20 protein-coding genes are annotated in these 20368 nt (G+C 44.5%); 6 read left to right on the top strand and 14 right to left on the bottom strand.

All coding sequences use genetic code 11. The features are described from left to right. The first annotated feature begins 22 nt into the window (after positions 1–22). The 4 genes from R7P69_RS17270 to yacG all read left to right on the top strand — a co-directional run bounded on the left by R7P69_RS17270 (position 23) and on the right by yacG (position 2628). Entirely contained in the window at positions 23–892 is an 870-nt protein-coding gene (locus R7P69_RS17270; protein WP_025768182.1) for a prepilin peptidase, read from the top strand. Continuing rightward, a complete protein-coding gene (coaE, locus tag R7P69_RS17265; RefSeq protein WP_017635920.1) occupies positions 893–1507 on the top strand; it encodes a dephospho-CoA kinase in 615 nt (204 codons plus the stop codon). 27 nt (positions 1508–1534) lie between these two features. After that, the gene (gene zapD / locus R7P69_RS17260; protein WP_005373086.1) at positions 1535–2275 is read left to right on the top strand and encodes a cell division protein ZapD; all 741 of its coding nucleotides are present in this window, start codon (positions 1535–1537) and stop codon (positions 2273–2275) included. Positions 2276–2433: 158 nt separating this feature from the next. After that, positions 2434–2628, top strand: coding sequence for a DNA gyrase inhibitor YacG (gene yacG, locus R7P69_RS17255; protein WP_017635922.1), 195 nt, complete (start codon positions 2434–2436; stop codon positions 2626–2628). Positions 2629–3092: 464 nt separating this feature from the next. On the opposite strand, the gene rplS is transcribed toward yacG, so the two are convergent. The 5 genes from rplS to ffh all read right to left on the bottom strand — a co-directional run bounded on the left by rplS (position 3093) and on the right by ffh (position 6695). Continuing rightward, positions 3093–3446 carry a 50S ribosomal protein L19 gene (rplS, locus tag R7P69_RS17250; protein WP_005379971.1) on the bottom strand — a complete coding sequence of 118 codons (354 nt, stop codon included), beginning with the start codon at positions 3444–3446 and terminating at the stop codon, positions 3093–3095. 41 nt (positions 3447–3487) lie between these two features. After that, the gene (trmD, locus tag R7P69_RS17245; RefSeq protein WP_017635923.1) at positions 3488–4249 is read right to left on the bottom strand and encodes a tRNA (guanosine(37)-N1)-methyltransferase TrmD; all 762 of its coding nucleotides are present in this window, start codon (positions 4247–4249) and stop codon (positions 3488–3490) included. A 27-nt stretch (positions 4250–4276) separates the two neighbouring features. Continuing rightward, positions 4277–4825, bottom strand: coding sequence for a ribosome maturation factor RimM (gene rimM / locus R7P69_RS17240; protein WP_238952114.1), 549 nt, complete (start codon positions 4823–4825; stop codon positions 4277–4279). Positions 4826–4854: 29 nt separating this feature from the next. Then, complete coding sequence (rpsP, locus tag R7P69_RS17235; protein ID WP_005379962.1) at positions 4855–5103, bottom strand: 30S ribosomal protein S16; 249 nt, start codon at positions 5101–5103, stop codon at positions 4855–4857. Between the two features lie 209 nt (positions 5104–5312). Further along, a complete protein-coding gene (gene ffh / locus R7P69_RS17230; protein ID WP_005385423.1) occupies positions 5313–6695 on the bottom strand; it encodes a signal recognition particle protein in 1383 nt (460 codons plus the stop codon). 224 nt (positions 6696–6919) lie between these two features. Between ffh and R7P69_RS17225 the strand changes: the two genes are divergently transcribed. Further along, complete coding sequence (locus tag R7P69_RS17225) at positions 6920–7714, top strand: inner membrane protein YpjD (protein WP_005379950.1); 795 nt, start codon at positions 6920–6922, stop codon at positions 7712–7714. A 124-nt stretch (positions 7715–7838) separates the two neighbouring features. After that, on the top strand, positions 7839–9119 hold the full coding sequence (locus tag R7P69_RS17220) for an HlyC/CorC family transporter (protein ID WP_005379948.1): 1281 nt from the start codon (positions 7839–7841) through the stop codon (positions 9117–9119). A gap of 68 nt (positions 9120–9187) precedes the next feature. Here R7P69_RS17220 and luxS read toward each other — a convergent pair whose 3' ends face one another. The 9 genes from luxS to R7P69_RS17175 all read right to left on the bottom strand — a co-directional run bounded on the left by luxS (position 9188) and on the right by R7P69_RS17175 (position 19740). Continuing rightward, positions 9188–9706 carry an S-ribosylhomocysteine lyase gene (gene luxS, locus R7P69_RS17215; RefSeq protein WP_054574813.1) on the bottom strand — a complete coding sequence of 173 codons (519 nt, stop codon included), beginning with the start codon at positions 9704–9706 and terminating at the stop codon, positions 9188–9190. Between the two features lie 84 nt (positions 9707–9790). Beyond that, positions 9791–10396, bottom strand: a complete 606-nt coding sequence (locus tag R7P69_RS17210) for a hypothetical protein (RefSeq protein WP_238952115.1) — start codon at positions 10394–10396, stop codon at positions 9791–9793. Between the two features lie 23 nt (positions 10397–10419). Then, positions 10420–11988 (bottom strand): glutamate--cysteine ligase, encoded by a 1569-nt coding sequence (gshA, locus tag R7P69_RS17205; RefSeq protein WP_054574812.1) that lies wholly within the window; start codon positions 11986–11988, stop codon positions 10420–10422. Positions 11989–12144: 156 nt separating this feature from the next. Then, entirely contained in the window at positions 12145–14988 is a 2844-nt protein-coding gene (locus R7P69_RS17200) for a pitrilysin family protein (RefSeq protein WP_318121636.1), read from the bottom strand. Between the two features lie 9 nt (positions 14989–14997). Continuing rightward, positions 14998–15459, bottom strand: a complete 462-nt coding sequence (locus R7P69_RS17195) for a YqaA family protein (protein WP_005379938.1) — start codon at positions 15457–15459, stop codon at positions 14998–15000. Further along, positions 15453–16403, bottom strand: a complete 951-nt coding sequence (locus R7P69_RS17190) for an NADP-dependent oxidoreductase (RefSeq protein ID WP_054574809.1) — start codon at positions 16401–16403, stop codon at positions 15453–15455. The genes R7P69_RS17195 and R7P69_RS17190 overlap by 7 nt, the downstream gene beginning before the upstream one ends. A gap of 123 nt (positions 16404–16526) precedes the next feature. Continuing rightward, a complete protein-coding gene (locus R7P69_RS17185) occupies positions 16527–17657 on the bottom strand; it encodes a sodium ion-translocating decarboxylase subunit beta (protein WP_005379935.1) in 1131 nt (376 codons plus the stop codon). Between the two features lie 9 nt (positions 17658–17666). Beyond that, positions 17667–19451: a sodium-extruding oxaloacetate decarboxylase subunit alpha gene (gene oadA / locus R7P69_RS17180; protein ID WP_017820387.1), complete on the bottom strand. Its 1785-nt coding sequence runs from the start codon at positions 19449–19451 to the stop codon at positions 17667–17669. A gap of 31 nt (positions 19452–19482) precedes the next feature. Next, the gene (locus R7P69_RS17175) at positions 19483–19740 is read right to left on the bottom strand and encodes an oxaloacetate decarboxylase subunit gamma (protein WP_005379932.1); all 258 of its coding nucleotides are present in this window, start codon (positions 19738–19740) and stop codon (positions 19483–19485) included. Between the last annotated feature and the right edge of the window lie 628 nt (positions 19741–20368).

Here is a 20368-nt window from a genome sequence, read left to right as displayed (position 1 = left end):
ACTCATCGCTCAAGAGACAAATATGGAAGTATTCCAGTACTACCCTTGGCTATTCGTTGTGTTTGCCACCATCTTCGGTCTTATCGTGGGTAGCTTCCTCAATGTGGTTATTTATCGACTACCTAAAATCATGGAACTAGAATGGCGACGCGAATGTGCCGAGTCATTTCCTGAATACAAAATAGAACCTCCTAAAGAAGTGCTGACCTTGAGCGTCCCACGCTCCTCCTGCCAGAAATGCGCAACACCGATACGTATTCGCGACAACATTCCTGTGATTAGCTGGCTGCTTTTAAAAGGCAAATGTCACAACTGTCAGACAACCATTAGCACACGCTATCCACTGATTGAACTGCTCACTGCATTCTGCTCAGGCTTTGTCGCTTACCACTTTGGTTTTAGTTACTTTACCGTTGCACTACTCTTTTTCACTTTTATCTTAATCGCTGCAACATTTATCGATCTCGATACTATGTTGTTACCTGACCAATTAACATTACCATTAACTTGGGCTGGCATTGCCTTAGCATTAGTCGAAATAAGTCCTGTTACTCTACAAGATTCTGTCATTGGTGCTATTGCTGGTTACCTATGTCTCTGGTCCGTTTACTGGGGCTTTAAGCTACTTACTGGTAAAGAAGGAATGGGATATGGTGATTTTAAACTACTAGCAGCACTAGGGGCTTGGCTGGGCTGGCAGTCACTGCCGATGATCATTCTACTTTCTTCTGTGGTTGGCATCGTATTTGGCATCATTCAACTACGCTTGCAAAAGCAGGGAATTGAAAAAGCTTTCCCTTTCGGTCCTTACTTAGCAATTGCTGGTTGGATAAGCTTAATTTGGGGCGAGCAGATTTTAAACTGGTACTTTACTTCAGTTCTAGGAGTGTAAATGGCTTTGGTTATTGGTTTAACAGGTGGTATCGCTAGTGGAAAAACAACCGTCGCGAATCTGTTCAAACAACAATTTAAAATCGATATCGTTGATGCCGACATTGTAGCAAGAGAAGTTGTCGAACCAGGTACTCCCGGCCTAAACGCGATTATTGAACACTTTGGTCACGATATCGTTCGTGAAGACCAAACTTTAGATCGCGCAAAGCTGAGAGAAAAAATCTTTTCGAATTCAGATGAAAAAGCATGGCTCAACGCACTGTTGCACCCGATAATTCGTGAAAAGATGATCGAAGATTTGCAGCAAGTCACTTCAGAGTATGCGTTACTTGTGGTGCCGTTGCTCGTAGAAAACAAGCTAGATAGTTTGTGTGATCGCGTTCTTGTCGTCGATGTAGAACCGAATACACAGATATCTCGCACGATGAAACGAGACAATGTGAGTGAAGATCAAGTTCGCGCCATCCTTGCCTCTCAAGCATCAAGAGAGCAAAGGCTCGCGCTTGCAGACGATGTGGTTAAGAATAATCCAAGTGACCCTGATCTTTTGCTTCAAATCACAGATTTGCACGAAAAGTACCTAGCCATGTGTAAGAAAAATCTGCGAAAATAGGAACGAAACTCACAAAGGCTTATGTCGATGACCACGCACAAATTTGAACATCCGTTAAATGAGAAAACTCGTATTTATCTAAGAGTGGAGTCTCTGCTGCGTCAGGCTCACTTGGCCTCTGGGTTTAGCGAAAATCATCAGTATCAACTGTTTTTCCGTGCGTTATTCGATATGGTTGAGATCTTCGAACAGATCCAGTTGAAAAGTGAACTGGCTAAAGATCTTGAGAAGCAACGGCTGTCGTACCGCCATTGGCTAAATGTTGATGGCGTCGATCAAGACGCATTAAATACCCTACTACAAGAGATAGATGTCGTTCATAGCCAACTGATGGGTGCAGAACGTTTTGGTCAAGCACTAAAAGAAGATCGCTTCCTAAGCTCTATCCGTCAACGCTTTAATCTACCGGGTGGTTCATGCTGTTTTGATCTGCCAGCATTACACTACTGGCTTCATCTACCTATTGAACGTAAAAAGCGTGATGCACAACAGTGGCAAGCAAGCTTAAAGCCCTTATCTGATGCGCTTTCGTTATGGTTAAAGCTCACTAGAGAGACCGGACATTTCAAAGCTCAAATCGGTCGTGCAGGTTTCTTCCAAAGTGACGCTGATGAAGCCAACATTCTAAGACTTCACATCCCAATGGAATATGGCGTGTATCCTATGATTTCAGGCCATAAAAACCGCTTTGCGATCAAGTTCATGTCGTTTGAAAACGGTCAAGCGTGCACACAAGATATTGAATTTGAACTTGCTGTGTGCAGCTAAGACGACACTTAGCCTCGCCTCCATAATCTAAAATTCAACGCTTTATTGCGCTTATATTTGATAAAATTTCGTAGCAGCAATAGCGCGTTGAATAAGCCATCTTTAATTCGTTTAGGTATACTACCCTTTAACACCAATTAGTAATGGGACGCTCAACTATGTCTAAAGTTACCATCGTTCAATGTCCACAATGTGGCGCCGACGTAGAATGGGGAGAACAAAGTCCTCATCGCCCTTTCTGCAGTAAACAATGCCAAATGATTGATTTTGGTGAATGGGCAGATGAAGAAAACACCATCCCAGGCGCACCCGATATGTCCGATAGTGATGGCTGGTCTGAAGACCAGTATTAAATTGAGACCTAGGGTAAAGGAATACCCTAGGTTCCTTCTTGGGGAATCTGAATCACGGTCCTTCGTCGCTATCCAGAATGACGAATTTTAACCACGGTACTCTGTAATCTTTGACCATCATTTCCTGTCATTCCGAGGAGCCATAGCGACATTAAGAATCTACTAACAGCAAAGATGAAGCTAACAACTTAAACAATTGCATTCTCGACTAGTAGATTCTGAATCACGCTCCTTCGTCGCCTTCAAAATGACGAATTTTAACCTCGGTGCTATATAATCTTTGGCCATCATTTCCCGTTATTCAGAGAAGCCATAGCGACATCAGGAATCTATTCACAGCAAGGTAGAGGCGTGGAGTGTACGTCAGTGCAGGCGGATGAAAAGAAACGAGCAAGCTAATTACACAAATAAAAAAACGGAGCCCTAAAAGGACTCCGTTTAAGATGAGAACGCTAGTTATAGCATTACTTCTTAGCAAGTTTCTCTTTGATACGAGCAGACTTACCAGAACGCTCACGTAGGTAGTACAACTTGGCACGACGTACTGCACCACGGCGTTTAACTTCGATGCTATCAACGATTGGAGAGTGTGTTTGGAACGTACGCTCAACACCTTCACCGTTAGAGATCTTACGTACAGTGAAAGCAGAGTGTAGACCACGGTTACGGATTGCGATTACAACGCCTTCGAAAGCCTGTAGACGCTCACGGTCACCTTCTTTTACCTTAACTTGAACTACAACAGTGTCACCTGGTGCAAATTTAGGTAGGTCTGATTTCATTTGCTCTTCTTCAAGAGCTTTGATGATGTTACTCATTTTTTAAATTCCTAGAATAAACTGATACTAAATAAATTAGGTTACTTTGCGTTATGTTCTTTAATGGCTTTATGCTCATTAACAAACTCAGCAAGTAATTGTTCCTGTTCGTCAGTCAGAGCTAGGTTTTCCAGGAGCTCTGGTCTTCTTAGCCAAGTACGGCCCAACGACTGCTTGAGTCGCCATTGACGAATATCCTTGTGATTGCCTGACATCAGTACCGCTGGTACCTCTTTGTCATCCAATACTTCTGGACGCGTATAGTGAGGGCAATCTAACAAGCCATTTGCAAAAGAGTCTTCTTCTGCTGACGCGAAATCCCCTAGTACACCCGGAACAAACCGAGAGACAGCGTCGATTAACGTCATGGCTGGTATCTCACCACCCGTCATCACAAAATCACCAATCGACCATTCTTCGTCGACTTCAGATTGAATGATGCGCTCATCTACCCCTTCATAACGACCACAAATCAGAAGCAAGTTCTCATTCGTTGCCAGTTCTTCCACTCCTTTCTGGTCGAGCTTGCGACCTTGAGGAGAAAGGTAGATGACTTTCGTCTTGCCCGGTGAGGCTGCTTTCGCGGTATGAATGGCATCGCGCAAAGGCTGAACCATCATTAACATACCAGGGCCACCACCGTAAGGTCGGTCATCGACTGTGCGATGTTTGTCGTGAGTGAAATCTCTAGGATTCCAAGTTTCAATCGACAAAAGACCTTTTTTAACCGCTTGACCTGTTACTCCAAAATCAGTAACAGAACGGAACATTTCTGGAAAAAGGCTAATAACGCCAACCCACATGTTTATCTCGCTCTGTAATTTTGGAGATTAGAATCCAGGATCCCAGTCAACTTCGATCCGTTGAGCTTCGCGATCAACATTAATGACCACTTGCTCTTCAAGGAACGGGATTAATCGTTCCTTCTGCCCGAAAGCATCTTTAAGATTTGCTTTAACAACCAGAACATCGTTTGAGCCAGTTTCTAGCATGTCAGTAACAACACCTAGATCGTAACCTTTAGTAGTTACAACTTGCATCCCAAACAATTCGCGCCAGTAGAACTCATCTTCTGACAATTCAGGAAGTACCGCAGGGTCAATAGCAATTTCAAAGTTCGTCATTAGATGCGCGTCTTCACGAACATCCATGCCTTCCAGCTTAGCCACCATACCTTTGTTATGGCGCTTCCAGCTTTCTACTTTGTACTCAACCCACTTGCCCTTTTGGTTAATGTACCAAGGGCTGTAATCGAAAATGCTTTCAGCATTGTCTGTGTAGGAAAAAACCTTAAGCCAACCACGAATGCCGTAAGTAGCACCAAACTTGCCTACAACAATCTTTTCGTTGCTCATTGTTTCTTTACCTTTCATCGACATAAACTAGTTTCTACTTTTCAAGTAAAAAATTAAGCCGCTTTTTGAGCGTCTTTAACTAGCTTAGCAACACGGTCAGATACTGACGCGCCTTGACCAACCCAGTGGTTAACGCGGTCTAGGTCTAGACGTAGACCTTCTTCTTGACCTTTAGCAGTTGGGTTGAAGAAACCAACTTTCTCGATGAAACGGCCAGTTGCAGCGTTGCGGCTGTCCGCTACTACGATTTGATAAAATGGACGCTTTTTAGCGCCGTGACGTGCCAAACGAATGGTTACCATGTCGTCCTCTTTGCTTTCTCAAAAATAAAATTAACCCCAAAAACCATTCAAGAAATTAAACAGTTTGGGGTCTCGTGCCAAAATAAAGCTCCGGAATTTTACTCTTCTCCCGGAGCAATGCAAGGAGTTTAGTTACTTTTTCACCAACATAAATTGAATTTAAAGTTTGTGACGTACCTAACACCCTGAATCTATGCGTGATCGATTAATTAACGACCAAATGGGTTGAAGCCACCGCCACCACCCATGCCGCCCATCATGCCTTGCATGTTGCGCATCATGCCTTTCATGCCACCTTTTTGCATCTTTTTCATCATTTTCTGCATTTGGGTGAACTGTTTTAGTAAGCGGTTTACATCTTGAACCTGCACACCAGAACCAGCCGCGATACGCTTCTTGCGCGAGCCCTTGATAATTTCTGGGCGTTGACGTTCTTTCATTGTCATGGAGCTGATGATCGCTTCCATCTGTTTGAACATCTTGTCATCGACTTTGTCTTTCACATTGTCTGGTAGCTGGGACATTCCTGGAAGCTTATCCATCATCCCCATCATGCCGCCCATGTTTTGCATCTGGCCTAGCTGTTCACGGAAATCTTCAAGGTCGAAACCTTTCTTCTCTTTGAACTTCTTCGCTAACTTTTCTGCCTTTTCTTGGTCAACGTTGCGTTGTAGGTCTTCAATCAAAGACAGAACGTCACCCATGCCAAGAATACGTGAAGCAACACGATCTGGGTGGAACGGTTCTAGCGCGTCAGTTTTTTCACCGACACCCAAGAATTTGATTGGTTTGCCCGTGACATGGCGTACTGAAAGTGCCGCACCACCACGAGCATCACCATCAACCTTAGTTAGAACTACACCGGTAAGAGGTAGCGCATCGCCAAAGGCTTTTGCTGTATTTGCTGCGTCTTGACCCGTCATGGCGTCAACAACAAATAGCGTTTCTACTGGGTTGATAGCTGCGTGAAGATCTTTGATCTCCCCCATCATCTCTTCATCAATTGCCAAACGACCTGCGGTATCGACAATCAATACGTCGTAGAATTTTTTCTTCGCATGGTCAATCGCTGCATTGGCGATATCAATAGGCTTTTGGTCTGGTGATGATGGGAAGAAGTCAACACCGATGTCTGATGCCAGTGTTTCAAGCTGCTTGATTGCCGCAGGACGGTAAACGTCGGCAGACACAACCAAGACTTTCTTCTTGTCACGTTCTTTTAGAAGCTTAGATAACTTACCTACCGATGTGGTTTTACCCGCACCTTGTAGACCAGCCATAAGAAGCACAGCAGGTGGTTGAGCAGCAAGGTTTAGCGCCTCATTCGACTCACCCATTACGGCTTCAAGTTCTGTTTGAACGATCTTGATAAATTCCTGACCTGGAGTCAGAGATTTAGAAACTTCTACGCCCACCGCTTTTTCTTTAACGCGGTTCACAAATTCACGAACGACCGGAAGCGCAACGTCAGCTTCAAGTAGAGCCATTCGGACTTCACGTAGGGTTTCTTTAATGTTGTCTTCGGTCAGACGACCTTTACCACTGATATTTTTCAGCGTTTTGGATAATCGATCCGTTAAATTCTCAAACATCTTTGTCTCTTCGCTAAAATGGCGATTAATTAGTGTGAGTATACATTAGCCAAGGTCTGAGTCATACCCGTACCGCTGTCCTATTCTTGTCTCTATTTATATATGGTGCGGTAACTTATTAATTTCAATATCTCATCTCTCACGATTGATGTCGGATATAACGTAGCCCCAAAGTGTAATGCAAGGTATAATTTCTCCATCGTGCACAATAATATTTAGGATTCATGGATAGCTTAATAGCCATCGCGGCCGCCATACTTTATGTCTTGGCGATTGCGACCATCATACCCGGACTCTCACAACAGTCAGGAATCAAAGCAAAAACAGTGTTTGCTAGTGCTGCCTGTGCGCTTGTTTTTCATGCGTGGATTTTGAGTGATCTGATTTTTGATGGTTCAGGTCAAAACCTGAGTATTCTCAACGTGGCTTCTTTGATCAGTTTTATTATTTCTCTGGTCATGAGCCTTGCTATGTTGAAAAACCGACTGTGGTTTTTATTGCCTGTCGTTTATAGCTTTGCTGCCATCAATTTATCTGCTGCCACATTTTTGCCAAGCACGTTTATCAAGCATCTAGAGAATGACCCTAAGCTACTCATTCATATTTCATTTGCGCTCTTCTCATACGCGACTTTAACTATCGGGGCACTCTATGCGCTTCAGTTGGCTTGGCTGGATCACAAACTGAAAGCAAAAAAATCTTTGGCGATTAACCCAAACCTGCCGCCTCTATTAATGGTGGAGCGTCAACTCTTCAAAATTATTTTGATCGGTAACTTATTGTTAACTGCCACGCTCATTACTGGCTTTGTCTTTGTGCAGGATATGTTTGCCCAAGGTAAGGCACATAAGGGCATTCTTTCTTTCATCGCTTGGGTGGTGTACTCAATACTACTTTGGGGTCACTATCAAAAAGGCTGGCGTGGTAGAAAAGTCACATGGTTCGCTGTTGCAGGAGCAACACTGTTAACTCTGGCATATTTTGGCAGTCGCTTTGTAAAAGAAATCATCTTGAATTAAGGAGCTCTAGGGCTCCTATCCTTTATATTTTAGGCTAGATAAAATACAGTACGCCTTAACTCTTTGACTTAACGGACTTACTCAACCGTTATATAACCCAATACTTACAAGGAACAGCAACGTTTTGGACGACATCTCTACGGGTATCTTGTTTGCGCTACTCGCGTGTCTTATCGTCATATCAGGTTACTTTTCCGGTTCAGAAACAGGGATGATGTCTCTGAATCGTTATCGCTTAAAACACTTAGCCAAAAACGGGCATAAGGGTGCTAAGCGAGTCGAAAGACTATTAGACCGTCCAGATCGTTTGATTGGTCTTATTCTTATCGGCAACAACCTCGTTAATATTCTCGCGTCTGCTATCGCGACCATTATTGGTATGCGTTTGTATGGTGATTTAGGTGTCGCTATCGCAACCGGTGCACTAACTATGGTTGTATTGGTTTTTGCCGAGGTTACCCCTAAAACAATTGCAGCGCTTTACCCTGAACGTGTGTCCTACGCGAGCAGTATATTATTGACCATACTGATGAAGCTACTGTCGCCTTTAGTGATGCTTGTTAACTTTATTACGAATGGCTTTATCCGCTTACTTGGTGTAAGAGCGGATCACTCAGCAGAAGATCATCTTAGCTCCGATGAGCTGCGTACGGTGGTAAATGAAGCTGGCGGTTTGATCCCTCGCCGACACCAAGACATGCTAGTGTCTATTTTAGATCTTGAGCACGTCACCGTGAACGACATTATGGTCCCACGCAATGAAATTACCGGTATTGATATTAACGACGACTGGAAATCCATTGTTCGCCAGCTAACACACTCACCACATGGACGCATAGTTTTCTATCGTGACCAAATTGATGAAGTGGTTGGCATGCTGCGCTTGCGTGAAGCTTATCGTCTGATGTTGGAAAAGAACGAATTCAACAAAGAAACGCTATTACGTGCTGCTGATGAGGTCTATTACATCCCAGAAGGCACACCACTGAACGTGCAAATGTTGAAATTCCAACGCAACAAGCAACGTATCGGTCTGATCGTGGATGAGTACGGTGATATCATCGGTCTAATCACTCTTGAAGATATTCTGGAAGAGATCATTGGTGAGTTCACGACGTCAATTTCTCCAAGCCTCTCTGATGAAATCAGTCCTCAAGGTGACGGAAGCTTTCTTATTGAAGGCAGCACCAATATTCGAGATATTAACAAAGGCCTGAAATGGGATTTACCAACGGATGGCCCAAGAACGTTAAACGGTCTTATTTTGGAGCACCTGGAAGATATTCCAGAGAGCCATTTAAGCGTGAGAGTAGCGGGTCACCCAATGGAACTTGTTGAGATTGAAGAGAACCGAATCAAGCTCGTTCGTGTTTATCCGAAGAAGAAAAAATCGACATCCAAATAACCAAAAGAAAAGCCTGACTCATGTCAGGCTTTTTTACTTATTGGGGCAATATGCTTCTTAATGAGCACCTAGTCGATGCGCAACTCTTTTAACATCGACTCAGGCAAAGCAAGTTCATCATTTTTGTTCACCGAAACACCAGCATCCAAAATGTTCTTTGCGATCTGTTGTGCTTCTTTTAAAGAGTGCATTGCTGCCGTGCCGCATTGGTATTCGTTAAGTTCAGGGATCTTATTCTGACTTTCTACCTTCAGCACATCTTCCATTGCTGCAATCCAAGCATCTGCGACTTGCCGCTCTGATGGTGTGCCAATCAGGCTCATGTAAAAACCTGTGCGGCAACCCATAGGCGAAATATCGATGATCTCAACAGAATCACCGTTTAGGTGATTACGCATAAAGCCTGCATAAAGGTGCTCTAGGGTGTGAATACCTTTTTCAGAAAGAATGTCTTTGTTTGGCGCAGTAAAGCGTAAATCGAAAACAGTAATCGTATCCCCTTTTGGGGTCTGCATGGTTTTCGCCACTCGCACTGCCGGTGCATTCATACGAGTGTGGTCCACGGTAAAACTATCGAGTAAAGGCATTACATCTCTCCTGATTGTAACTCCAGTACCTTTCGGTAATGGATAAATGTCATTCATCCCTACAGCACATGAACAGACTGTGGGCTAAAAGAACCAGCTGCTGTTGTCTTCTAATTCCTGACGACATTGCTTCAGCTGCCAGCCATAAGTTTTCGCTGTTTGTTCAACACGTCGAGCGACTTTGATTAAACTAGGTTTTCGATTATAAGTGCCTCGCTTATACCCACCTCGCCCTTCATGATAAGCCAGATACTGGTTATAGGGATCCCATAATGAAATCCCTAGCTGACGCCGTGTTTCATGAGTGTACCAACCGACAAACATCATAGAATCATCGAAGTTGGTACGAGAGCCACCCTGACCTGTCGCATCTTGGAAGTCTTCCCAAGCAGGGTCTTGAGCTTGAGCGTAACCATACGCACTGCTGACTCGTCCCCAAGGAATAAACCCTAGCAAATAATCTTTAGGTGGTTTTGCATCGTGCTGAAAGCTGCTTTCTTGTTTAATGATGGCCATAGCGACATGAATAGGGGTCCCCCATTCAGCTTCCATATCTTTGGCATCATCGTACCAACCGGATTTCTCTCGGAATATCTCGCATAAGTTATTCTGCTGCTTTGGCGGTGCCGTAGCACAACCTGCAAGTAACACGCTTCCAAGTACCGCTACTACTAACGACTTAATGTTCAACCCCACCAATCCTTAGTTAGTCATTACTGCTTCAGGTAAGCAAAGTAATCTTCCAAAAAATCATCAAAAGAAAGCGTGTCACTCTGCTCTGCTTGCTTTTGTTTTTCCACGGACGACGCTACTTCCGTTTCCATCGTATCTTGTGAGTAGTACTGATAACCGTGCGCTAGGTTTTCATCACGGTACTTCATACCAAGAGTGCAGCCGACTTTACCTAGCCCACCTAGATCTTTCGTTAGCTCTAATAGTTGACCAGAGATCGTTAGTTCTGGGTTATCAATCCATGTCTCGAGTTGATTACACACATCTTGGTATGCACTGCCACCAGCGGTCATATCCATTTGCTGTGCTATTTGACGTAACTCGACGAAAACTCGGTGTGCCCAATCTTGTAGAGATAGACGTTCACCTTGACAACCAATTTGCAGCATTAGACCTTTTTCTCGGCCAGAAACAATGACTTTATTCCAGTTATCGCGCCAACACTCTAATTCACAGTTATCCATAGGGTCTGAGTCTGACAAGGCCGCCCAGGTAAGGAAGAGATCCAAGAATCGTACTTGCTCTTCATTTAAGCCCACTGCGCTGAATGGGTTAACATCTAGAGAACGAACTTCAATGTATTCGACACCACCGCGTCGTAACGCATCTGAAGGCTTCTCACCACTTTTCGATACACGTTTTGGACGAATCGGAGCGTACAGTTCATTCTCAATTTGTAAGATATTGGAATTAAGCTGGCGGTATTCACCATCCACTTTTACCCCAATTTTCGCAAACTCTTCTGATGGGTGGCGAATCGCATCACTCAAACCATCGAGGTATTGGTCAATGCTGTTAAAACCAATTTTCAGTACACTTTGAGCACTATTGGTATAGCCAAGATCGCTCAAACGCAAAGACGTCGACTTCGGCAAATATAATGTCCCGCCAATCTTCTCGAATGGCAGATCGGTTTCACGACCTTGAATAAAAGAGCCACATAACGCTGGTGATGCACCAAAGAAGTAGGGAATCATCCAGCCAAAGCGGTAGTAATTACGGATCAACGCAAAGTACGCATCAGACTTAGCATCTTGGCGGGCTTGTTCATCTTGCTCGCCATAGAGCGCATCCCAAAATGTTTCAGGAAACGAGAAGTTAAAATGGACACCTGAAATAATTTGCATCAGGCTGCCATAGCGACGCTTTAGGCCTTCTCGGTACAGCGTTTTCATTTTCGCTGCATTCGAAGAGCCATACTGGGCTAACTGAATATCATCCTCTGAGCCTACGTAGCAAGGCATTGATAGTGGCCACATTTTCTCTTCACCCATTTTGGTTTGAGTGAAATGATGGATATCTTTCAGCTGTGCCATCAGTTCTGGAATTTCATGTGACACAGGCGTAATGAACTCTAACAATGATTCCGAAAAATCCGTTGTGATCCATTGATTTGTGAACGCAGAGCCTAACCCTTCAGGATGAGGAGTTGTAGCTAGATGTCCATCCTGACGATAGCGCAAAGTTTCTCGCTCAACACCGCGTCCAAACTGCTTAAATACTTCGGGGTTTGATGCAACTTTTTTTAGTCGCGCAGCAAAATCAGTCAAAATGAGGTTCGCTTATATTGGGAGCAGGACACTTGTCACATAACACAAGTGTAAGCTAAGTTATTGATAGTTAATGCATCTAGATAAATAACCCACGAAAAGTTGCTTATCTAGATGAATAGCGGAGAAACGTTTCTCCGCTATTAAATGTGTACTCTATCGAATGATTTCAAGCTCTTCTACGTCTTTCCCCAACTTTTCTAATTGAGGACGCAACGATTTAGCATCACCAACGACGATAATTTGATAGTCATTTGGATCAAACCATTTCTGAGCCAGCGCATTCAACGTCTGCTTATCAACTTTTTCTACGATAGCGTTTCTTTGCTGCAAGTAATCATGATCGAGGTTGTACTTAAGAATATCACTGATGAGCTCCGCTTTTTGTGTTGGCGTTTCATATTTCAGTGCATCTTTTTGACCGACCGCTTGACGCATAAATTTCATCTCTTCATCAGTAATACCTGACTGCGAGTATTCATTTAGCTCATTTTCCATCTCAATGATCGAAGCAACCGTTGCATCCGCTCGTACTTGCGCGGTGAAAACCACCGAGCCTGTTTCTGGATTACCAGAGAAATAGCCGTAAGCACCGTATGTGTAACCCTTGTCTTCACGTAGATTTTGGTTAATGCGGCTATTGAAGTTCCCAGCTAAGTTGAAGTTTGCCAGTTGGCTTAGGTAAAAATCGCCCGTTGCGTCGTAAGGCATACCTTGACGAACCATCATGACCACACTTTGCGGCGCTCCTGGTTTATCAACAAGATGGATCTTTTGCTCACCTAATGCAGCAATGCTTTGCGGTGCATACAATGGCGCAGCTTCATCCTGCCAGTTTTTCCAGAACTTCAGTTGCTGTTCAATTTCCTGTTGATCAATGTCACCAACAACTACGATTTGCGCACTTTGTGGCGTGTAATGCTTCGAGTAGAATTCACGGACATCATCCAACGTTAATGCACTGACACCTGCTTGCGTGCCGTCTTTTGGTCGAGCAAAAACCGAATCCCCATAGAGCACCTGGCGACTCGCTTGTGACGCCATCCAACTTGGATTTTGGTGCTCATATAATAGGCCTTCTAGCGCTTGCATTTTTACACGCTCGAAATCATCTTGATTAAATGCAGGAGACAGCAACATCTCTTCGACAATTTTTAACGTCGGCTCTAAGTTCTTTTCTAGAGCAGAAACACTGATGTTTGTTGTATAACCTGTGGCATTAACAGAGATAACACTACCCAGTTTATCAAGCTCAGCTTGAATCTCTTCGACACTGCGTTTCGTTGTACCTTCTTGCAACATCGCAGCGGTCAATTGGGCAAGACCTTCTTTACCCTTTTCAACAAAACGTGTCCCTGCAGGTAGACTAAATTGCATCATCACCGTCGGCGTTTCGTCGCTAACTGCACCAAGCAGCTCTGAGCCATTCTTGAAATGTAACTCGTACAGCTCTGGCATCGTCGCTTTCACTGGTTCTCCTACTGGCGGTTGCACTGAGCGATCGAAGTTATCGGTCGCACGACGATACGCCAATTGGTCATCGGAAATCTTCTCATATTCTGGCAGCGTACGCTTTGGCGTCACAAAAGTCGCAGGTTTTACGACAAGGTCTGTTTTTCCTTTTGGGACCACGCTTAGGGTCACTTTGTTCTTACCTTGGATAAAGTCCGTATACGCTTTTTCTACCGAAGTCGGCGTAACTGCACGGATTTGTTCAAGCTGTTGCTCAAGACGATCAGGATCGCCGAAAAATGTCTCGTTGGAAGCCAACTGAGTCACTTTACCTTTAACGCTTTCTAGCGCAAAAATAGCATCCGCTTCCGCTTTACCCTTCAACTGCTCAAGGCGATCTTCTGTCACGCCTTTTTCCGCAAACTGATTTAGTGATTGTAAAAGCTCGTCGTACAGTTTTGATAGGTCGCCTTTGTCTCCAGAATCACCCATTGCGTAAACGTAAAAGTTACACGCCAGTTCAGCACAGTCATGGAATGAACCAGCATCGACCGCTTTTTGAGTCTTCACTAGGTCTTGATAGAGCACGCTGTTGGTACCGCCACCCAATACTTCTGATAATGTATCGAGAGACGCTTGGCTTTCTTCGCCGTTGTAGGTTGTTGGCCACGCGATCATCACCATAGGTTGTTGAATACGATCTTCTAGAGTGATGTATTTATCTTCTTGCAGTTTTGCAGGTTGTTTCGGCGCATTTTCAACCTCAGGACCACGAGGAATCGAACCGAAGTACTTATTTACCCACTCTAGAGTTTGTTCAACGTCTAAGTCACCACCGATCGTGATAGTCGCATTGTTTGGGGCATACCAACGCAAGAAAAACGCTTTGAGATCGTTCACATCAACACGATCAAGATCTTCAACATAACCAATGGTTTGCCACGAATACGGATGACCTTCAGGATATAGCGCTTCGGACATGCGCTCCCAAATTAAGCCATAAGGACGATTATCGTAACGCTGAGCTCGCTCATTTTTTACAGTAGAACGCTGAATTTCAAATTTGCGTTGAGAAACCGCATCCAACAAAAAGCCCATACGGTCAGACTCTAACCACAGCATTTTCTCGAGCTGGTTAGCAGGGACAGTTTCAAAGTAGTTAGTACGATCGCGGTTTGTTGTACCATTTAACGTGCCGCCAGCCTCTGTGATGATTCTGAAGTGCTCTTGGTCACCAACGTTCTCTGAGCCTTGGAACATCATGTGCTCAAAGAAATGCGCAAAACCAGACTTACCCACTTCTTCACGAGCTGAACCAACATGGTAAGTCACATCCACATGGACCAATGGGTCAGAATCTTCAGGAGCTAAGATCACCGTTAAACCATTATCGAGTTTATACTTTTGGTATGGAATCTTAACTTTGCCTTCTTCAGCTTTCGATGACTCAACGAAAGTTACCCCTTTCGGCAGTGATGAAACTGGCGTATTTGATGCACAGCCCGTGATCACCAACAGTGAACACGCGCCAACCCAAAACATCTTCATGTACTTTCCTTAAAATAATCCGAGATAGATGGCCGCAAGTAAGCTATACCTAGCAGCCTTTCCTAAAAATATTAAAATCACGCAAGGCAGAAACTTCATTCTTAGCCACCCTGCGGCTAAACACAGCGGGTCTCCTATTACAGGTAACCAACTAAAAAATAACCCCCAATAGCCATACTTAGAGAGCCACTTTAATGCGGTATGACCGTGCTTTTCCTCTTGTGCTTTGTTGGGAATCCACAAGCCAAGCCAATAATTTGTTAAGCCACCAAGCGTATTACCGATAGTAGCGACCATAACAATTGAAGAAACGGAGTATTGATTTAATGAGAGAGTGGCAACTAAGCCCGCCTCAGAACCACCAGGCAACAACGTGGCACTGAGAAAACCGGTCATGAAAAGCACCCATAATGCTGAATCTGAAAACCAAAGCGCTAAACTTTCAAAACTCGTGTTAAATGCTTCTAGCATGTCATATCAAGCAACACCTTGCCTCTGGTTCTTCCTGATTCGACCTGCTGGTGAGCACCAATGACATCACTCATAGGATAAACCTGATGAATTTCAGTCTTCAGTAAGCCAACGCCCACCATGTACAACAAGGTATCTAACTGCGCAGGGTCTGGTTCAACCAACATGCCACTAGCCTCAAAGCCTAGGAGTTTGGCTTTTTCACAAATCAGCTCAGCTGTGATGGTTGGAACGGTGATGACTCTCGCATTGTCTTTCAGGCATTTAAGCGCATCTAACGCAGCATCTCCGCCTACTAAATCAATCAAAACATCAACATCTTCAACACGTTCTGACACTGGTGCAAATTGATAGTTCACTGCATGAGCACCGAGCGTCGCAAGGTAATCTAAATTTCGTTCACTGCAGGTGGTAAAGACTTCCGCTTTCGTCGCGATCGCAATTTGTACCGCGAGGTGTCCAACACCACCGGCTCCAGCGAGGATAAGTACGCGATCGTTTTCCGTCACATTAGCCTTACTGAGAGCTTGTGCCGCAGTTTGTCCCGCCAACGGTAATGCAGCAGCTGCCTCCAAAGTTACGGAGCTAGGAACATGACTTAACTCAGTTTCTGGAACACATATGTATTGACTGTAACCACCGCCTCGAACTGGGAAACCAATAAATCCAGCCACCTCATCACCTTCATTAAAACGTGATGCCCCCTCTCCACAAGACATCACTTTTCCTGAGATGTCGTAACCTGGCACCCAAGGTAAATTATCCTTATTCTGCGCTGCTGCCCAACCGAGCCCAGCTCGAGTTTTGACATCAATAGGATTTACGCCTGAAAAAGCGACTTTTACTAAGACTTCACCAGGCTGTGGTGATGGTGTAGAAGCATGTTGAATCGCGAGTACGTTGGCATCACCAAACTCAGTGATAACGATCTGTTTGTGTTCCATAAACCATTCCCTGCAAGAAAACAAAAAGGGATGCGAAAGCATCCCTTTGACTATAAACCATTTTGTTAACCTAAGTTAATCGTGATTTTGTAAATTGGTTGATCATTCCATTTTCAATAATGTCTAACCAACAAGTGCTAACAATATACCAGCCGCAACGGCTGAACCCAGCACACCAGCAACGTTTGGTCCCATCGCATGCATTAACAAAAAGTTTTGCGGGTTAGCTTGTAAACCAACTTTGTTTACGACTCGCGCGGCCATTGGTACCGCAGAAACGCCAGCCGCACCAATAAGTGGGTTGATGTCTTCTTTCGAGAACTTGTTAAGCAGTTTCGCCATCAGGACGCCCGCACCAGTACCGATACTAAATGCAACTGCGCCTAACCCCAAGATACCTAACGTTTCTAGGTTCAAGAACTGCTCAGCTTGCAGCTTAGAACCAACACCAAGACCTAAAAAGATAGTCACTATGTTGATCAATTCATTTTGAGCAGTTTTCGATAAACGATCGACCACACCAGCTTCACGCATCAAGTTACCCAAACAGAACATACCAACCAATGGCGTAGCTGAAGGTAAGAACAGAATCGTCATCAGTAATACAGCAAGCGGGAAGATGACTTTCTCCCATTTACCAACATGACGAAGCTGAGCCATCTTGATTTGACGCTCTTCCTTGGTTGTCAGTGCTTTCATGATTGGTGGCTGGATGATCGGCACCAATGCCATATAGCTGTATGCCGCGACTGCAATCGCACCTAGCAGATCTGGAGAGAGCTTACTCGCTAAGAAAATCGCTGTTGGCCCATCAGCACCACCGATGATCGCGATAGACGAAGCATCTGCCATGGAGAACTCCATGCCAGGTACATAGTTGAGCAAAATAGCGCCAAACAGTGTTGCAAAAATACCAAACTGCGCAGCCGCACCTAACCACAACGTTTTTGGGTTTGCGATCAAAGCACCAAAGTCAGTCATCGCGCCCACACCCATGAAGATCAATAGCGGGAACACACCCGATTCAATCCCAATGTAGTAAACGTAGTAGAGCAAGCCACCAGGCTCAGTAAAGCCAGCATTTGGAATATTCGCCAAAATAGCACCGAAACCAATCGGCAATAACAGTAAAGGTTCAAATCCTTTTTTAATTGCCAAAAACAGCAAGGTACAACCAACCAGCATCATACAGATTTGGCCGAACTCGAAGTTAGCGATCCCTGTTTCTGCCCAAAGGGTTAACAATCCGTCCATGATACTCCCTTACGCCAGGCTCAACAGAGGCGCACCTACTGTGACAGCATCGCCTTCTTTAACGTTCAGCTCTTGAACCACACCACCACGCGCCGCTCGTACTTCAGTTTCCATTTTCATCGCTTCAAGGATGAGCAATACATCGCCTTCAGCTACCTCAGCACCAGGTTGAACATTCACTTTGAAGATGTTACCTGCAAGAGGAGCAGGTACCGCTTCTGCTGAAGCATTAGAAGGTGCGCTAGGTGTAGCCGATTTTGCCGGTGCATTAGAAGGAGCAACAGATGTCAGTTCACCTTGAGGGCCAACTTCCACCTCATACACCTGCCCGTCAACACGTACACTATAAGTTTCTACACCACCAGTTGCTGGTTGAGCTACAGGTACAGCAGGCTTCTCAGCCTCTAGCGTTGGTGCAGGCTCAAATGCTTCTGGGTTTTCACGATTCTTAAGGAACTTAAGCCCAACTTGAGGGAAAAGTGCATAAGTGAGTACGTCATCAACACGCTCACTTGCTAGCTTAATGCCTTCTGATTTCGCTTTCTCCATCAGATCAACCGTAAGCGTCTCCATTTCAGGCTCAAGTAAATCGGCAGGACGACAGGTAATTGGCTCTTTACCATCAAGCACTTTCGCTTGCAGTTCTGCATTTAACTCGGCTGGCGCTTGACCGTACTCACCTTTCAATAGGCCAGCGGTTTCCTTGGTAATACTCTTATAGCGCTCGCCAGTAAGAACGTTAATCACCGCTTGCGTACCGACGATCTGTGAAGTTGGAGTCACCAATGGAATGAAACCAAGATCTTCACGTACACGAGGGATCTCTTCTAATACTTCATCAATGCGATCCGCAGCGCCCTGCTCTTTCAACTGGCCTTCCATATTGGTCAACATACCACCAGGCACTTGAGCAATCAGGATGCGTGAATCGACTCCTTTTAACTGGCCTTCCCACTTCGCATACTTCTTACGTACCTCACGGAAATATGCGGCGATAGGTTCCAGTTGCTCGAGTTTCAAATTGGTATCTCGCTCGGTGCCTTCTAGCATAGCGACTACCGTTTCAGTCGGTGTATGACCGTAAGTACAACTCATTGAAGAAATCGCAGTATCGAGAATATCAATACCGGCTTCTACTGCTTTTACCGCTGTTGCTGTAGACAGCCCCGTTGTTGCATGACAATGAAGTGCCAATGGCACATCACAAGACGCTTTGATACGCGTGATAAGCTCTTCCGCTTCATAAGGCTTAAGTAAGCCAGACATATCTTTAATACACAGCGAATGACAACCTAAATCCTCTAGGCGTTTTGCCAAGTCAACCCAAGTGTCTGCGTTATGCACTGGGCTCGTAGTGTAAGACAACGTACCTTGAGCATGCGCACCAACATCAACCGTTGCTTTAACGGCTTTCTGGAAGTTTCGCACGTCATTCATTGCATCAAAAATACGGAATACATCCATGCCGTTAGCATGCGCGCGTTCAACAAACTTCTCTACTACGTCGTCGGCATAATGGCGGTATCCTAAAAGGTTTTGACCACGCAGTAGCATTTGCATTGGTGTATTAGGCATCGCTTTTTTTAGTTCACGTAAACGCTCCCAAGGGTCTTCCCCTAAGAATCGAATACAAGAATCAAATGTTGCACCACCCCAAGTCTCTAGAGACCAGTAACCAACCTTATCCAACTCAGCTGCGATAGGCAGCATATCCTCAATACGCATACGCGTAGCAAATAGTGATTGATGGGCATCACGAAGGACCACATCAGTAATAGCTAGTGGTTTAGACATGCTCTTAAACTCCTTTTTAATCCTAGTTCGGCTACTTCGCGAATGAGGCGCGATGTTTATGAATCGCAGCCGAGATCGCCGCCACTACTTGTGGACTAACAGCTGAAGAGGTTGATTGAATATTAGTGTTTGTTTTTGGTGCTGCGATCGGCTCTGGTACTTCTTCTGGTACCAATTTCGACATTAACCGAACGAGATAAACAAGAATAGTGAGGAAAATAAATACGACCGCCATCCCCGTTAGCATCAGGGTGGCCGCATCTACTAGCAGGCTTCCTATATTAGTCATGTTGCTTCCTTTCTTTGTCATCCTGACAACGTGCAGGACTTTAATAGTGTCAAATCCCGACCCATGGATTATCTCGATTGGTTAAATTTTGTCAATTTTGTTTAAGGAAGGTTTGTAGTAATCCTGATAAATGATTATTTATTCACTACCCAGATCACAGTTCATGACAAAATAATCACTTCAAATCGCTACCACCTTATGAACAGAGTAAAGGAGGACATAAATAAAAACTGCGATTTAGATTTCAAAATCAAATCGGTACTCACGCAGTAAAAACCAACAAAAACAAAAAGATGAATAAAATTAACAATTAATAAACAAATAACAAACAAAGTAACTACATAAGAGTAATTGAAATGAAAAATGGAAGTCAGTGTATAGGAGGGATAATCAGGATGATTTCACACGATGCGACAGAAGCTTGATAGCAAATTGCTTAGATACGCACATATTCGCTTTTAAAAAAGAGGAACATAGGCTCTAGTGATCCTACGCCATATTTCAGATGTCTAGATACAAAAAAGCCTCGCAATTGCGAGGCTGTTTCAATGAGTGGCGCGTCCTGGAGGATTCGAACCTCCGACCGCCTGGTTCGTAGCCAGGTACTCTATCCAGCTGAGCTAAGGAC

Origin of the sequence: Vibrio sp. 661, assembly GCF_033339315.1 — a bacterium.
GTDB classification, from domain to species: Bacteria; Pseudomonadota; Gammaproteobacteria; order Enterobacterales; family Vibrionaceae; genus Vibrio; species Vibrio alginolyticus.
The sequence above is the reverse complement of the archived record's forward strand: the minus strand, read 5'-3'. Positions and strand labels throughout refer to the sequence as shown.

What these genes read in the sequence shown, in the direction of transcription:
- luxS (WP_054574813.1), bottom strand. Translation starts at nt 9,706, where the DNA reads ATGCCTTTACTCGATAGTTTTACCGTGGACCACACTCGTATGAATGCA.
- yacG (WP_017635922.1), top strand. Translation starts at nt 2,434, where the DNA reads ATGTCTAAAGTTACCATCGTTCAATGTCCACAATGTGGCGCCGACGTA.
- rpsP (WP_005379962.1), bottom strand. Translation starts at nt 5,103, where the DNA reads ATGGTAACCATTCGTTTGGCACGTCACGGCGCTAAAAAGCGTCCATTT.
- rimM (WP_238952114.1), bottom strand. Translation starts at nt 4,825, where the DNA reads ATGTCGATGAAAGGTAAAGAAACAATGAGCAACGAAAAGATTGTTGTA.
- R7P69_RS17270 (WP_025768182.1), top strand. Translation starts at nt 23, where the DNA reads ATGGAAGTATTCCAGTACTACCCTTGGCTATTCGTTGTGTTTGCCACC.
- R7P69_RS17195 (WP_005379938.1), bottom strand. Translation starts at nt 15,459, where the DNA reads ATGCTAGAAGCATTTAACACGAGTTTTGAAAGTTTAGCGCTTTGGTTT.
- trmD (WP_017635923.1), bottom strand. Translation starts at nt 4,249, where the DNA reads ATGTGGGTTGGCGTTATTAGCCTTTTTCCAGAAATGTTCCGTTCTGTT.
- R7P69_RS17190 (WP_054574809.1), bottom strand. Translation starts at nt 16,403, where the DNA reads ATGGAACACAAACAGATCGTTATCACTGAGTTTGGTGATGCCAACGTA.
- R7P69_RS17200 (WP_318121636.1), bottom strand. Translation starts at nt 14,988, where the DNA reads ATGAAGATGTTTTGGGTTGGCGCGTGTTCACTGTTGGTGATCACGGGC.
- coaE (WP_017635920.1), top strand. Translation starts at nt 893, where the DNA reads ATGGCTTTGGTTATTGGTTTAACAGGTGGTATCGCTAGTGGAAAAACA.
- oadA (WP_017820387.1), bottom strand. Translation starts at nt 19,451, where the DNA reads ATGTCTAAACCACTAGCTATTACTGATGTGGTCCTTCGTGATGCCCAT.
- ffh (WP_005385423.1), bottom strand. Translation starts at nt 6,695, where the DNA reads ATGTTTGAGAATTTAACGGATCGATTATCCAAAACGCTGAAAAATATC.
- R7P69_RS17185 (WP_005379935.1), bottom strand. Translation starts at nt 17,657, where the DNA reads ATGGACGGATTGTTAACCCTTTGGGCAGAAACAGGGATCGCTAACTTC.
- R7P69_RS17225 (WP_005379950.1), top strand. Translation starts at nt 6,920, where the DNA reads ATGGATAGCTTAATAGCCATCGCGGCCGCCATACTTTATGTCTTGGCG.
- rplS (WP_005379971.1), bottom strand. Translation starts at nt 3,446, where the DNA reads ATGAGTAACATCATCAAAGCTCTTGAAGAAGAGCAAATGAAATCAGAC.
- R7P69_RS17175 (WP_005379932.1), bottom strand. Translation starts at nt 19,740, where the DNA reads ATGACTAATATAGGAAGCCTGCTAGTAGATGCGGCCACCCTGATGCTA.
- zapD (WP_005373086.1), top strand. Translation starts at nt 1,535, where the DNA reads ATGACCACGCACAAATTTGAACATCCGTTAAATGAGAAAACTCGTATT.